At 54.7% G+C, this 14,025-nt stretch carries 11 protein-coding genes; 4 read left to right on the forward strand and 7 right to left on the reverse strand.

Features of this window, described 5'->3' with window-relative positions; translation table 11 throughout:
• Positions 1–235 precede the first annotated feature (235 nt).
• Both HFD94_RS13675 and sanA read left to right on the forward strand, forming a co-directional pair.
• On the forward strand, positions 236–1,933 hold the full coding sequence (locus tag HFD94_RS13675; RefSeq protein ID WP_010248245.1) for an NAD-dependent malic enzyme: 1,698 nt from the start codon (positions 236–238) through the stop codon (positions 1,931–1,933).
• Between the two features lie 135 nt (positions 1,934–2,068).
• The gene (sanA, locus tag HFD94_RS13680) at positions 2,069–2,788 is read left to right on the forward strand and encodes an outer membrane permeability protein SanA (protein WP_010248246.1); all 720 of its coding nucleotides are present in this window, start codon (positions 2,069–2,071) and stop codon (positions 2,786–2,788) included.
• Between the two features lie 733 nt (positions 2,789–3,521).
• Here the strand turns inward: sanA and mglC are convergent.
• From mglC to HFD94_RS13715, 7 genes are all read right to left on the reverse strand, one after another.
• Positions 3,522–4,532 carry a galactose/methyl galactoside ABC transporter permease MglC gene (gene mglC / locus HFD94_RS13685; protein WP_010248248.1) on the reverse strand — a complete coding sequence of 337 codons (1,011 nt, stop codon included), beginning with the start codon at positions 4,530–4,532 and terminating at the stop codon, positions 3,522–3,524.
• A 19-nt stretch (positions 4,533–4,551) separates the two neighbouring features.
• Positions 4,552–6,072, reverse strand: a complete 1,521-nt coding sequence (mglA, locus tag HFD94_RS13690; RefSeq protein ID WP_010248250.1) for a galactose/methyl galactoside ABC transporter ATP-binding protein MglA — start codon at positions 6,070–6,072, stop codon at positions 4,552–4,554.
• 68 nt (positions 6,073–6,140) lie between these two features.
• Positions 6,141–7,136: a galactose/glucose ABC transporter substrate-binding protein MglB gene (gene mglB, locus HFD94_RS13695; protein WP_010248252.1), complete on the reverse strand. Its 996-nt coding sequence runs from the start codon at positions 7,134–7,136 to the stop codon at positions 6,141–6,143.
• A 311-nt stretch (positions 7,137–7,447) separates the two neighbouring features.
• The gene (gene galS, locus HFD94_RS13700) at positions 7,448–8,488 is read right to left on the reverse strand and encodes an HTH-type transcriptional regulator GalS (protein WP_010248254.1); all 1,041 of its coding nucleotides are present in this window, start codon (positions 8,486–8,488) and stop codon (positions 7,448–7,450) included.
• A 147-nt stretch (positions 8,489–8,635) separates the two neighbouring features.
• Positions 8,636–9,796, reverse strand: a complete 1,161-nt coding sequence (gene yeiB, locus HFD94_RS13705; protein WP_010248256.1) for a DUF418 domain-containing protein YeiB — start codon at positions 9,794–9,796, stop codon at positions 8,636–8,638.
• 49 nt (positions 9,797–9,845) lie between these two features.
• A complete protein-coding gene (gene folE / locus HFD94_RS13710; RefSeq protein WP_010248259.1) occupies positions 9,846–10,511 on the reverse strand; it encodes a GTP cyclohydrolase I FolE in 666 nt (221 codons plus the stop codon).
• A 125-nt stretch (positions 10,512–10,636) separates the two neighbouring features.
• Positions 10,637–11,764: a YbfB/YjiJ family MFS transporter gene (locus tag HFD94_RS13715; protein WP_129063010.1), complete on the reverse strand. Its 1,128-nt coding sequence runs from the start codon at positions 11,762–11,764 to the stop codon at positions 10,637–10,639.
• A gap of 117 nt (positions 11,765–11,881) precedes the next feature.
• On the opposite strand from HFD94_RS13715, the gene HFD94_RS13720 reads away from it, so the two are divergent.
• Positions 11,882–12,793, forward strand: a complete 912-nt coding sequence (locus HFD94_RS13720) for a LysR family transcriptional regulator (RefSeq protein ID WP_167433213.1) — start codon at positions 11,882–11,884, stop codon at positions 12,791–12,793.
• Positions 12,794–12,893: 100 nt separating this feature from the next.
• Positions 12,894–14,018 (forward strand): S-(hydroxymethyl)glutathione dehydrogenase/class III alcohol dehydrogenase, encoded by a 1,125-nt coding sequence (locus HFD94_RS13725; protein ID WP_010248270.1) that lies wholly within the window; start codon positions 12,894–12,896, stop codon positions 14,016–14,018.
• Positions 14,019–14,025 lie beyond the last annotated feature (7 nt).

The raw sequence follows: 14,025 nt of genomic DNA on the forward strand, positions 1-14,025 counted from the left end.
TTATTAACAAACGCTGTACTTCTGCGGGAAATTTCATAGGATCTGGCGCCAGAATTCACGTGATTACAAATTACTCTGAATAATTCAGGTTGCAGGATAGCAGCACGGTCGTGAATGTTTTAGCAGCGGTTCCCCTGCCGCTGCCAGGCCTGCAGTCTGAGCTATAACGGGTAAGAAAACTGGCGCTACCTTTCCGGCGTGACGCCAGACAACACTGCAACCGGAGCATTACCGCATGGAACTCGACTACGAAAGTAAACGCCCGCTGTATATCCCTTATGCTGGCCCGATTTTGCTGGAATTTCCCCTGCTGAACAAAGGCAGCGCCTTTAGTATCGAAGAACGTAACGAATTCAACCTCAACGGTCTGCTGCCAGAAGCAGTGGAATCGATTGAAGAGCAGGCGCAGCGTGCCTGGCGTCAGTTCCAGGACTTCAAAAACAATAACGATAAGCATGTCTACCTGCGTAACATCCAGGACACCAACGAAACGCTGTTCTACCGCCTGCTGGATAACCATCTCGAAGAGATGATGCCCATCATCTACACCCCGACCGTCGGCGCAGCCTGTGAACACTTCTCTGAAATCTACCGTCGTGCGCGTGGCGTGTTCATCTCCTACCCTAACCGCGACCATATCGAAGATATGCTGCAAAACGCCACCAAGCAGAATGTGAAGGTGATCGTGGTGACTGATGGCGAGCGTATTCTGGGCCTCGGCGATCAGGGCATCGGTGGTATGGGTATCCCGATTGGTAAGCTTTCACTCTACACCGCCTGTGGTGGCATCAGTCCGGCTTACACCCTGCCGGTGGTGCTGGATGTTGGTACCAACAACCAGCAGTTGCTGAACGATCCGCTCTATATGGGCTGGCGTCATCCGCGCATCACTGGCGAAGAGTATGATGCGTTCGTGAACGATTTTATTCAGGCCGTTAAACGCCGCTGGCCGAAAGTGCTGTTGCAGTTTGAAGATTTCGCCCAGAAAAATGCCATGCCGCTGCTGAACCGCTACCGCGATGAAGTCTGCTGCTTTAATGATGATATTCAGGGCACTGCCGCCGTGACAGTGGGCACCCTGATTGCCGCCAGCCGCGCCGCCGGCAGCCGCCTGTGCGAGCAGAAAGTGGTGTTCCTGGGCGCCGGTTCCGCGGGTTGTGGTATCGCTGAACAGATCATCGCACAGATGAAATCCGAAGGTCTGAGTGACGAGGAAGCGCGTGGCCGCGTAATGATGGTGGATCGCTTTGGTCTGCTCACTGACAAGCTGCCTAACCTGCTCGATTTCCAGAGCAAGCTGGTGCAGAAGAGCGAAAACCTGCAGCAGTGGGATGTCACCAATGATTCCATCTCGCTGCTGGACGTGGTGCGCAATGCGCAGCCCGATATTCTGATTGGTGTCTCTGGCCAGCCGGGCCTGTTCACCGAAGAGATCATCCGCGAGATGCACAAGCACTGTAAGCGCCCTATTGTGATGCCACTGTCGAACCCGACATCACGTGTGGAAGCGACGCCAGCCGATATCATCGCCTGGACTGACGGTGCCGCGCTGGTCGCAACCGGCAGTCCGTTCTCGCCGGTGAGCTGGAACGGTAAAACCTATCCGATTGCGCAGTGCAACAACTCCTACATTTTCCCGGGCATTGGTCTGGGTGTGATTGCTTCGGGTGCCAGCCGCGTTACTGATACCATGCTGATGACCGCCAGCCGCGCGCTCGCTGACTGCTCTCCGCTGGTGAATGAAGGTGAAGGCCCGGTGCTGCCTGAGATTAAAGATATCCAGGGTGTATCGAAAATCATTGCGATGGAAGTGGGTAAAGCTGCTCAGCTGGCGGGTGTCGCCGTGGTGACCTCTGAAGATGTGTTGTCACAGGCTATCGCCAACAACTTCTGGCTGCCGCAGTACCGTCATTATCGTCGTACCTCGATTTAATCTTCAGACTGCCGGATTGCATCCGATCCGGCAGTGTTCAAAAAGAGCACAGCCAGCCGGCAGTAACTTGCTTCACAGTGACAGCTCAAGTAGCCTTGTCCCATCTCACTATTCTGACATCGAGTCTCCAGGCGCATGCTGAAACGCGTTTTCATTGGTCTGCTTTTCATCATCTTACTGATGATGGCAACGGCGCTCGGCCTTGATCGCTGGATCAGCTGGAAAACTGCGCCCTTTATCTACGAAAATGTCGCCTCTTTGCCACATCGTCAGGTCGGTGTGGTACTGGGTACGGCGAAATATTATCGCACCGGCGTCATCAATCAGTATTACCTCTATCGTATGCAGGGCGCGCTGAATGCCTACAACAGCGGCAAGGTCAATTATCTGCTGTTAAGCGGTGATAACGCGCTGCAAAGCTATAACGAGCCGATGACGATGCGCCGCGATCTCATCAAAGCCGGTGTCGATCCGGCTGATATCGTGCTGGACTACGCCGGTTTCCGCACGCTCGATTCGATTGTGCGCACCCGCAAAGTGTTTGATACCAACGACTTCATTATTATCACGCAGCGTTTCCATTGTGAGCGTGCGCTGTTTATCGCCTTACAGCTGGGTATTCAGGCGCAGTGTTATGCGGTGCCCTCACCGAAGAACATGCTTAGCGTGCGCTTCCGTGAGGTAGGTGCCCGGCTGGGCGCGCTGGTGGATCTCTTCCTGCTAAAGCGCGAACCCCGCTTCCTGGGCCCACTGGTGCCGATCCCCGCCGTACGCGATGTCCCTGAAGATGCGCAGAGTTACCCGGCAGTGACGCCGGAGCAGCTGCTGGAGCTGGAACAGAAGCTGCGGAAATAGCTCACGCGCTGCGGCTTCTTTATGCTGGTTACTGCTGTGTCGAGGTCTGGCAGTAACGTGCAGGGCTCTAGGAGCTGACGGTAATATGCTGGCTCAGGGAGCATACGCCTTCCGCAAAGACGCAAGACCTCTATACCTGGCGGGCTCAGCGTGGGCGATTACGCACCTCATCCCTGAGGTGCGCCCGTAAACGGGCCAACGCTTTGCGTTGTTCAAAAACGCTCCTGGCGTTTTTAGTACGCACACCATCCCTGAGGTGCGTCCGTAAACGGGCCAACGCTTTGCTACAGGCGTATGCTCCTATCGCTTTAGCTTTTGTCGCCGTCTGACAGAAGACCATTCCGCAGCGATTTTTAAGCTGACTGCTTATCAGTCTGAATTAGGGTGAATCCAACAGCAATAAATCAGCTCAACGCGCAGGGAACACGGTCAGAAGAGGAAAGCGTCCCGCGTCAGGGACGACGCGGGCCGAGCATGTCATGGATGACAGGTTTTGCGTCTTTCCGATCTGACCGTGTTCCCTACGCATACTCGATCTCACAGCAACGACCCCAGCACTCTCCGCTATAAAAAGCGTTCTGCGGGGGGAATGACACGGGCAGATCATTTACTGGCCTTAGCGTCTTTCCGATCTGACCGTGTTCCCTTCGCAGCCTCGACCTCATAGCAGCTCCCCCTTGACTCCCCATAAAAAAAGCGACCCGAAGGTCGCTTCTTTAGCGTGGAGTTGGACTTACTTCTTACGGGAATATTTCAGGGAATCCAGCGCCACGGCGAAGATGATGATGCCGCCTTTAATAATGTACTGCCAGTAAGGGTTAACGCCGATATAGGTCAGACCATAGTTGATGACGGTGAAGATCAACACACCGGTCACTACGCCCGCCACGCTACCCACACCACCGGCGAAGGAGACACCGCCGACCACACAGGCCGCAATCGCATCCAGCTCATACATAAAGCCAAGGTTGTTGGTGGCCGAACCGATACGCCCCGCTTCCAGCATCCCGCCGAAGGCGTAGAACACACCTGACAGGGCATAAATCATGATCAGGTTCAGGTTGACGTTAACGCCTGAGACTTTCGCCGCTTCCGGGTTACCGCCGATAGCAAAAATGTTCTTGCCGAAGCGGGTTTTGTTCCACAGCACCCAGACGAAAATAATGGCAATCACGGCGTAGAAGGTGATGAACGAAAGCTTGAAATCACCAAAGCGTAAGAAGCCCTGGGTAAATTTCGAGAACCCTGTATCAAAACCGGCAATCGGTGATGCGCCAACAAAGTCGTAATAGAGTGAGTTGATACCGTAAACGATGATCATGGTGCCCAGCGTGGTGATAAATGGCGTTACCTTGAGGTAAGCAATAATCACACCGTTGACCAGACCAATCACGCCGCCGATGATGCACACGGTCAGAATAACCAGTGGAATCGGCACCGTATCCAGCGTCGGGAAGACCTTGTTCGCGTTATCCATCGCCTGCAGCAGCGTCGCGGCGACCACCGCCGCCAGACCGACCTGACGTCCGGCTGACAGGTCAGTACCCTGGGTCACAATCAAACCCGCCACACCCAGTGCAATAATAATGCGCACCGAAGATTGGGTCAGAATATTACTCAGGTTCATTAAACTTAAAAATGAGGGGTCCTGGAAAATAATAATAGCCAGCAATACCAGCAGCACGACATAAATGCCGCCCTCTTTTAACCAGGTTAGCGCATTCTTTTTTGTAGTCGCTTTCATGTTAACAGCCCTTGCTTCATTAAAGGTGTAATGACGCTAAACGCAATATTTCGTTCTGCGTGGTCGTTTTGGTATCAACTATGCCTGCTACCAGACCATTACTCATTACCAGAATACGATCGGTAATGCCTAACAGCTCCGGCATTTCGGATGAGATAATAATGATGCCCTTTTCTCTTTTCGCCAGCTCAGCAATTAACTGGTAAATTTCGAATTTTGCACCAACATCAATACCGCGAGTGGGTTCATCAAGCATCAGGATTTCAGGCTGGGTCAATAACCAGCGGCCAATAATCACTTTTTGCTGGTTACCGCCCGAAAGCGAACCAATCTGAGTATGGTGGCCTGGCGTTTTTACACGCATAGAATCGATCACCCATTGGGTATCACTCTTCATGCGTTTATTATCCAGCAGTCCCATACTGTTTTTATATTTTTTGATATTGGAAATAAGCGAGTTAAAACCAATGTCGAGGAAAGCATAAATACCGGTTGAGCGACGCTCTTCAGTCACCAGCGCAAAACCGTGGTTAATGGCTTCATTGGCGCTGTGATTATTAATCGGTTTGCCATGCAGTTTAATGGTGCCGCCCGATTTTTCGCGAATGCCAAACAGCGTTTCGACGATATCGGTACGTTTGGCGCCCACCAGCCCGGCAATGCCGAGTATCTCCCCTTTACGCAAATCAAATGAGATGTCGCGAATCGATGGCTGACGCAGTGACGTCAGATGACGCACCTCAAGAATCGTCTCGCCTGGCACGTTGGTACGGTCAGGGAAACGCTGGTTCAGTGAACGGCCGACCATCATGGAGATGATCTTATCCATATCCAGCCCTTCCAGCGGCTGAGAGGTGATCCACTGACCATCACGCAGGATAGTGATCTCATCACACAGCTGGAAAATCTCTTCCATTTTGTGCGAAATATAAACAATGCCACAGCCGCGATCTTTCAGCTTACGAATAATCGTGAACAGGTGATTAACCTCTTTCTCGGTTAACGAGGAGGTCGGCTCATCCATAATCACAATTTTCGCGTCGTAGGAAAACGCTTTGGCAATTTCAATCATCTGCATCTGCGATACAGAAAGATTGGCAACTTTGTCGCGCGGATCGATATCGATATCCAGCTCGTCAAAAATCGCTTTGGTATCCCGGTACATTTTATCCTGATCGACAAAGAAGCCTTTGCGCGGATAACGCCCAAGCCACATATTGTCCATCACGGTACGCTGCAGGACCAGATTTAATTCCTGATGCACCATCGACACGCCATTTTCCAGCGCCTCTTTGGAACTTTTATAGTCGATCTCTTTACCCTGAAACAGGATACTGCCGGTATCTTTTTTATAAATACCAAACAGGCATTTTAATAAGGTGGATTTCCCGGCACCGTTCTCGCCCATTAATGCATGAACAGAGTGAGGCCGCACTTTTAAATTCACATTATCTAACGCTTTAACGCCGGGAAATGATTTTGAGACATCCGTCATTTCCAGCAGATATTCTCGCTGCGCGGTCGTATTATCACTGGCCATATTTTACCTGGCTAAAAAACGGTGGTGACATAAAAAAGGCGCGACAGCGGTCGCGCCCGTAATCGATCTTATTTCACGAACTGAGACAGATTTTCTTTATCAACCGGCACGTAAGGAACGCGGACGATCTTATCAACCATCTTGAAGTTTGTTCCGTCGGTGGCGGCTTTGCCGTTAGCCAGATTGTTGGCAATATCCAGCGTTGCTTTCGCCTGGTTTTCCGCATCGTTCAGCACGGTACCGGCCAGCGCACCGGATTTCACCAGCGCCAGCGCTTCTGGCAGTGCATCGACGCCAAAGACCGGGATTGAGGTCATGTTGTGCGCTTTCAGCGCTTCAACCGCACCCATCGCCATCGCATCGTTGTTGGCAATCACCACTTCGATTTTTTTGGCATTCGGGCCTGACAGCCACGCATCCATCTTATCTTTGGCCTGCGCGGTATCCCACATTGCAGTATCCATCGCTAACTGCTGGGTTTTCAGACCATCTTTGTTCAGGGTATCGATCACATATTTGGTACGGGCTTCTGCATCAGGATGGCCCGGCTCGCCTTTCAGCAGCACGAACTGAATCTGACCATCTTTGTTCAGATCCCACGCGGGTGTGGCTTTCCAGTGCTTCTCAATCAGCTGACCCTGAATGATGCCTGACTCTTTAGAGTCGGTACCGACATAGTAAGCTTTGTCATAACCGGCCAACACTTTGGCGTTAGGTTCTTTGTTGAAGAAGACCACCGGCACGTCGTTGGCACGCGCTTTGTCTACTACAACCGCAGCCGCAGCCGGGTCAACCAGGTTAATCGCCAGCGCTTTCACGCCTTTTGCCATCAGCACGTCAATCTGATCGTTCTGTTTGGACTGGTCATTCTGTGAATCATTCATCAGCAACTGCACGCCACCGATCGCTTTCGCTTCTTTCTCGATGTCTTTGCGCACCATTGACATGAAGTTGTCATCATATTTGTAAATGGTCACGCCGATACGGGTGTCAGCTGCGTGAGCGGTTGCACCAAACATCATGCTGGCAACCAGTGCTGTAAGCGTGAAAACCTTCTTATTCATGGTATCTCCGGTTTTATTATGCAGGGTCTTTTTAGCGCTACCGCGCCATACAGGCGGGAGAGCAATCGGTAAAACAGATCGGCGCGTCGGTTAACGTAATGAGAATGTTAAGCCATTGAACACCGTCTAAAACCTGACTTCCCTGTGCCAGAATGCTTCCATGAAGAGGGTATAAACCCTTTAACCGGCTACTGAGACCACAACTGATGCCGTTACACTGGCGTTACATAATGTTTCAGTCCGGTAAGACGCTGCCATCATAGTGAGAGCAATGTTAATTAACTGTGAATGTAATCACAGATTGAAAACGGTTACATGACTGAATCGCCTGAATTAGTGACGGACTCCACATTTTGCCGCTGCGCCACCGAATGACGCCGCACCAGCGTTGGCATAAAGATGTGCGTTGCCGTGTCATCCAGCAGTCCGGCTGCGCCCTGCAGCGCCAGTTCAGTGGCGATTTTTGCCATAGATACAATGGGATAGCGCACAGTGGTTAACTGCGGATCGGTGTAACGGGAAATGGGGATGTCATCAAAGCCAATGACAGAAAAATGCTGTGGCACCTGGATGCCGTTGTCTTTCAGCGCAGTGAGTGCACCAGCCGCCATGCCGTCGTTATAGGCAAACACCGCACTGAGGTTGAGATTGCGTCCCAGCAGCTCCACCATCGCCGCTTCGCCGCCCTGCATATCGGGCTCTGCGCTGGCTATCCAGCTCTCCTGGGGCCGGATGCCCTGCTCTGCCATCGCCTGAATCCACCCTTCACGGCGCTGCGCCACATCTTCGATGGGATGGCTTGAACAAAGGTAGCCAATGCGGCTATGCCCCTGCTGTAGCAGGGTTCGTGAAGCCATCAACGCACCCGTGACGTTATCCAGACTGACACTGCGGTGTTCAAATCCGGGCACGATGCGGTTAATCACCACCATGCCCGGAACGTGGCGCATAAAATCCGCCAGCTCAGCGTCAGGCAGTGTTTTCGCGTGTACCACCAGGGCGCTGCAACGCTGACGAATCAGCACTTCAATGGCATGACGCTCTTTCTCTTCCTGATGCCAGGAGTTGCTGATTAACACATGTTTGTGCACGCGCTGCGCCACGGTATCCACCGCTTTAACCAGTGCACCGAAGAAGGGATCCGAAACATCCATCACCACCACACCAATGGTGTCACTGACCTGCGTCGCCAGCGCCTGCGCATTGGCGTTGGGGCGATAGCCCAGCGCTTCCACCGCCTGTAACACGGCGTCGCGGGTGTCAGAGGTGACGGCGCTGCTCTGATTGAGGACGCGCGACACGGTCGCCACCGACACGCCAGCCTGACGGGCAACATCACGAATTGTTATCATGCAGCAGTTCCACAAAGGAAAAATAAGGCATCACGCCGGGTTGAACACCGGCGCTATTTTGTCAGGGGCAGGAGGCGTACAGCGTGAATTGCGTCACATCAATGAAAACGGTTACATACAATTCTGTAACCTTTGTGATGGCGGTCATTATCTGGCGTTGTCAGTGATGCGCGATTTACCGGCTGAGATCAGCGTGAGCCGCCGCCACAGCCACTCCAGCGGACCCTGTGCGAAGAAATGTAACCAGATGAGTGAAAAGAGGATATTGATAAGCCAGACCGCAGGCACCATCAGCACCAGCTCCAGCCGGGTGAAGTGCATATAGAAGCCGAAGCGATAGAACAGCGTGGTGCAGATCAGCGACTGCAGCAGATAGTTGGTCAGCGCCATGCGGCCCACGCACTGAATGGCATAGCTGATGCGCCAGCGCGCTATCTGCGGCCAGTAAGCCAGACAGAGCGCGGCATAGCCCAGGCTAATCAGCGGGCTGGCGAGATCGCGCGGGGCTTGCAGATAAAAAGCGGTCCAGCGGAATTCCCAATGTAACAGCCATTGCGCTGCCACACCGGCCACCGCAATTAACAACCCCATAGTCAGCAGCAGCGCCGCCGCCTGACGGTAATGTTGCGCTGAAAACTCGCCGATCAACCAGCCACTGCGCAGCAGTGCGCCACCGATCATCATCAGGCCCGCCAGCTGCCAGCCATACTGCGCCGCCAGCGCCATCAATCCTGAAGAGAGATGATCCAGCCGGTTCTGTATCGCTTCCCAGCCGCCGGTCAGTTTCCAGTACTGTTCATATTGCAGATCGGCAGCACCTGGCAGCCAGGATCGGGTCGGTTCAGGATCGGAGATTGACCCAAACACCAGCAGAACGCCACAGCCCACCAGGTAGAGCAGAATGCCGGTATTCATCAGGCTGCGGGTGGAAGGGACATCGCGCACCACCCGCCAGACCACCAGCCCGATAATGCCGTAGTCCAGCAGGATATCGCCCTCCCAGAGAAAGACGCCGTGCAGAAAACCGATCAGCACCAGCAGTGAGAGCCGGGCAGTCAGCCAGCGACTGCCGCGTGGCAGCTGCATTTGCAGACCTGCGCCAAACAGCAGCGCAAACAGGGTGAGGAATTTGAGCTGGGCAAAGGCGTCAGAGATCGCCCATGTCCAGACATCGGACAGGCTGACGCTGCCCTGCCATGCCGGATTAAGGTAGGCGGCAGAAGGCAGGCCAAAGCCGACAATATTGAGCAGCAGAATGCCGAGAATGGCACATCCACGAATGAAATCCAGCGCGTGATAGCGTTGCATGCGGCACCTGCACCATTGAGGCGGGCAACGTTATGCGCCCGCCGTAGACTCAACTATGGCGCACCGCGCGCAAAAATTCCTGGCGGGTATTCTGGCTGGACTTGAACAGGCCGCCCAGAGAGGTCGTCGTGGTGGCACTGGTGGCATCTTTTACGCCACGCGCTTTCACGCAGTAATGCACCGCATCAATAGAAACAGCCACATTGTTGGTGCCCAGCAGCGTCTGCAATGCGACCAGAACCTGCTGCGTCAGACGCTCCTGCACCTGCGGGCGCTGGGCGAAGAACTGCACGATACGGTTGATTTTCGACAGGCCAATCACCTTTTCTTTGGGAATGTAGGCGACGGTCGCTTTGCCATCGATGATCACAAAGTGGTGTTCACAGGTGCTGGTCAGCGTGATATCACGCACGGTCACCATCTCATCAACCTTCATTTTATTCTCAATGACGGTGATTTTCGGGAAGTTGGCGTAGTCGAGACCGGAAAAGACTTCATCCACATACATTTTGGCGATGCGATGCGGCGTTTCCATCAGGCTATCATCTTCAAGATCCAGATTCAGCAGCTGCATAATCTCGGTCATGTGCCCGGCAATCAGACTTTTACGTGTGTTGTCATCTATATCGCGCGTCGGTGCACGTAACGGCGTTTCCAGTCCACGCGCCAGCAGCGCTTCGTGAACCAGGGCAGCTTCCTGACTTAGGGTGCTCATCTTACTCTTCTCCGGCTGGTGTTGCGCCCGCCAGCTTTTGCCAGCGGGCCCTGTAATCAGGCGCGTATTGTGAAACTTTCTTTGCGGGGAATCCAGCAATCAATCAGATTGGTGATGAAAGCTTTTCACCCGGTTCGCCGCCACACCAGCAGGCCGGCCCAGACCAGGCTAACCCCTGCAACCCACAGGGCAGGCTCCAGCCGATGTAACAAGGCTGTGGAGAGAAAAGAGAGCAGCGGGCCGACCAGCTGCCCGATAGCATAGCCGGTGGTCAGCAGACCAGCCATGTAGCGCAGATGATTGGGTGCCAGCTCACGGGCGCAGAGCAGCGACAGCTGCACCACGCTGAGGAAACCGCCCCCCACCAGCAGCGCACCGGCCAGCAGGCCGCTAAAGCCTGGCAGCAGCGCCGCGGCAAATACGCCCAGCGCCTGCGCCCACAGCACCAGTGCCAGGCGGACGTGGCTGTGCCCCCAGCGTCGCGTCAGGATCCCCAGCAGGATGCCGATCATCGCCGCGCCGCCAAAAATCGGCCAGACAAACTGCGCGAAGATGCCGTCAGGAAACCGCGTGGCGGCCATCTGCGACAAAAAGGTGGCGGGCAGAATGTAGCCAAAGCCCGCCAGACTGTAACTCAGTACCAGCCGTTTAAGGTTGCGATCCAGCACCAGCGGCTCGGGTGCCTGATCCGGGCGATGCAGTTCGCCCCGACGCGGCAGATTACGGGTAATCAGCGCAATCAGCAGCAGCGCCAGCGCACCGTAAGCGGCCCAGGCCAGACCGGCAGAAACCTGCAATGTGTGCAGCGCTACCCCCAGCAGACCGCTGACAAAAATGCCGCAGCCCGGCCCGGCAAAAACGGCCGCCGACAGCCCTGCCCGGCCATGACGATGCAGCTGTTCATTGCTCCAGGCCGCCACCAGCACCATCGCCCAGCCGCTGGCCCAGCCAATCAGAAAGCGGATTGCGCCGTGCAGCCACGGTCCGCTGGCCAATGCTGAGAGCAGGGTCAGGATCACCGCGCCCCATACGCCCGCCTGCAATCGCAGCTCAACCCGCCGGTGCGCGCGCATGGCATCAAATGAGCCACACAGATAGCCAAGATAGTTAAGTGCCGCGACCAGGCTGGCACTGGTGAGTGTCAGTTGGTGTGCCTGAATCATCAGCGGCACCTGGGGCGTAAAGGCAAACCGGCCAATGCCCATCGCGACAAATAAGGTTAAAAACGCGCTGAGCGCGACGCGTAACGCCATTGCTGAACTCCTGTTGTTCTGCCCTGAGATCTCTTCTGACTTGCTAACAGCATGCAGGATGATTAAACTCACGGAAAGTGAATAATTTTAACCAACTTACTTACAGGAAGAGAAGATATGGATTTAGTTCAGCTGCGTATGTTCTGTTCCGTCGCCGAAACGGGTTCACTGGCGCGCGCAGCAGAACAGCTGCATCGCGTCCCCTCTAATCTCACCACGCGGCTGCGCCAGCTGGAAGAAGAATTAGGTGTGGATCTCTTTATTCGTGAGAAACAGCGCATTCGCCTGTCACCAATGGGCCATAATTTTCTGAATTATGCGCAGCGTATCCTGGCATTAAGTGAAGAAGCGATGAGCATGACCCGCACCGGTGAACCGGCGGGCAACTTTGCGCTGGGCTCAATGGAGAGCACCGCGGCGACGCGTCTGCCCTGCCTGCTCGCCGCCTATCACCAGCGCTTCCCCAAAGTGGCGCTGTCGCTGATTACCGGCACCTCGGGCGAAATCATCGATCGGGTGCGTGAAGGCACCCTGGCGGCCGCGCTGGTGGATGGCCCGGTCTCCCATGACGATCTCAATGGCTGCATCGCCTTTCGCGAAGAGATGATACTGATCACCGGCCTCGATCATGCGCCAATCGCCACCGCGCGCGACGTGCAGGACGATACCCTGTTTGCCTTTCGCAACAGCTGCTCTTACCGGGTGAAGCTAGAGAGCTGGTATCGGGACAGCCAGACCGCGCCCAACAGTGTGATGGAGATTCAGTCCTATCACGCCATGCTGGCTTGCGTGGCAGGCGGTGCGGGCGTAGCGATGATCCCGGCCTCGGTGCTGAAGCAGATGGCGGATCGGTCACGGGTGCAGGCGCATACGTTACCTCCCGCTTATCGCGACACCGCCACCTGGCTGATGTGGCGACGCGACGCCTTTACGCCGAATGTTGAAGCACTGAAGTACCTGATTATTGAACAATTTGACGATCGTCCGCTCAACGATGAGCTGATTTACCCATTACAGGCGGCGGAATAAGCGTTCCACGCTATGTTTAAGAGCCTGACCCACCAGGCTTTGAATCATCACGACCACCCGGCGCCACTGCGCGTCACAATCTGACTGGAAGAGGGATTGCATGAATATGATCAAAACCCGTGCCGCTGTTGCCTGGGCTGCTGGCGAACCGCTGAAAATCGAAGAAGTTGATTTAATGCCACCGCAGAAAGGTGAAGTGCTGGTGCGTATCGTCGCGACCGGCGTCTGTCATACCGACGCCTACACCCTGTCCGGCACCGACCCGGAAGGCGTTTTCCCGGCGATTCTTGGCCATGAAGGCGGCGGCATCGTCGAAGCCGTGGGCGAAGGCGTGACCAGCGTTGAAGTGGGTGACCACGTCATTCCGCTCTACACCCCGGAGTGTGGCAAATGTAAATATTGTCTTTCAGGCAAAACTAACCTCTGCCAGGCGATCCGTACCACGCAGGGTAAAGGCCTGATGCCGGATGGCACCACCCGCTTCTTTAAAGATGGCAAACCCATTTTCCACTATATGGGCACCTCAACCTTCTCTGAGTACACGGTAATCCCGGAGATCTCGCTGGCGAAAATCAGTAAAGAAGCGCCGCTGGAAGAGGTTTGTCTGCTGGGCTGTGGCGTGACTACTGGCATGGGCGCGGTGATGAACACCGCCAAAGTGAAAGAAGGCGACACCGTGGCGATTTTCGGTCTCGGCGGCATTGGCCTCTCTGCGGTCATCGGCGCGAAGATGGCGAAAGCGGGCCGCATCATTGCCATCGACCTTAATACCAGCAAATTCGATCTGGCACGCAAACTGGGTGCCACCGATCTGATCAACCCGAAAGATTACGACAAGCCGATTCAGGATGTAATTGTCGAGCTGACCGACGGCGGCGTGGATTTCTCGTTTGAATGTATTGGTAACGTCAACGTGATGCGTTCCGCGCTGGAGTGCTGCCACAAAGGCTGGGGCGAGTCCGTGATTATCGGCGTCGCCGGTGCCGGTGAAGAGATCTCCACCCGTCCGTTCCAGCTGGTGACCGGCCGCGTCTGGCGCGGTTCCGCGTTTGGCGGCGTCAAAGGCCGTTCGCAGTTGCCTGGCATTGTGCAGGATTACCTCGACGGTAAATTTGCGCTGAACGACTTCATCACTCACACCATGCCGCTGGAAGAGATCAACGACGCCTTTGATTTGATGCACGAAGGAAAATCGATTCGCTCGGTCGTGCATTTTAACAAGTAATCAGGAG

The organism is Pantoea sp. EKM20T (assembly GCF_011800485.1).
Classification (GTDB): domain Bacteria; phylum Pseudomonadota; class Gammaproteobacteria; order Enterobacterales; family Enterobacteriaceae; genus Pantoea; species Pantoea agglomerans.

What these genes read in the sequence shown, in the direction of transcription:
- HFD94_RS13675 (WP_010248245.1), top strand. Translation starts at nt 236, where the DNA reads ATGGAACTCGACTACGAAAGTAAACGCCCGCTGTATATCCCTTATGCT.
- sanA (WP_010248246.1), top strand. Translation starts at nt 2,069, where the DNA reads ATGCTGAAACGCGTTTTCATTGGTCTGCTTTTCATCATCTTACTGATG.
- mglC (WP_010248248.1), bottom strand. Translation starts at nt 4,532, where the DNA reads ATGAAAGCGACTACAAAAAAGAATGCGCTAACCTGGTTAAAAGAGGGC.
- mglA (WP_010248250.1), bottom strand. Translation starts at nt 6,072, where the DNA reads ATGGCCAGTGATAATACGACCGCGCAGCGAGAATATCTGCTGGAAATG.
- mglB (WP_010248252.1), bottom strand. Translation starts at nt 7,136, where the DNA reads ATGAATAAGAAGGTTTTCACGCTTACAGCACTGGTTGCCAGCATGATG.
- galS (WP_010248254.1), bottom strand. Translation starts at nt 8,488, where the DNA reads ATGATAACAATTCGTGATGTTGCCCGTCAGGCTGGCGTGTCGGTGGCG.
- yeiB (WP_010248256.1), bottom strand. Translation starts at nt 9,796, where the DNA reads ATGCAACGCTATCACGCGCTGGATTTCATTCGTGGATGTGCCATTCTC.
- folE (WP_010248259.1), bottom strand. Translation starts at nt 10,511, where the DNA reads ATGAGCACCCTAAGTCAGGAAGCTGCCCTGGTTCACGAAGCGCTGCTG.
- HFD94_RS13715 (WP_129063010.1), bottom strand. Translation starts at nt 11,764, where the DNA reads ATGGCGTTACGCGTCGCGCTCAGCGCGTTTTTAACCTTATTTGTCGCG.
- HFD94_RS13720 (WP_167433213.1), top strand. Translation starts at nt 11,882, where the DNA reads ATGGATTTAGTTCAGCTGCGTATGTTCTGTTCCGTCGCCGAAACGGGT.
- HFD94_RS13725 (WP_010248270.1), top strand. Translation starts at nt 12,894, where the DNA reads ATGAATATGATCAAAACCCGTGCCGCTGTTGCCTGGGCTGCTGGCGAA.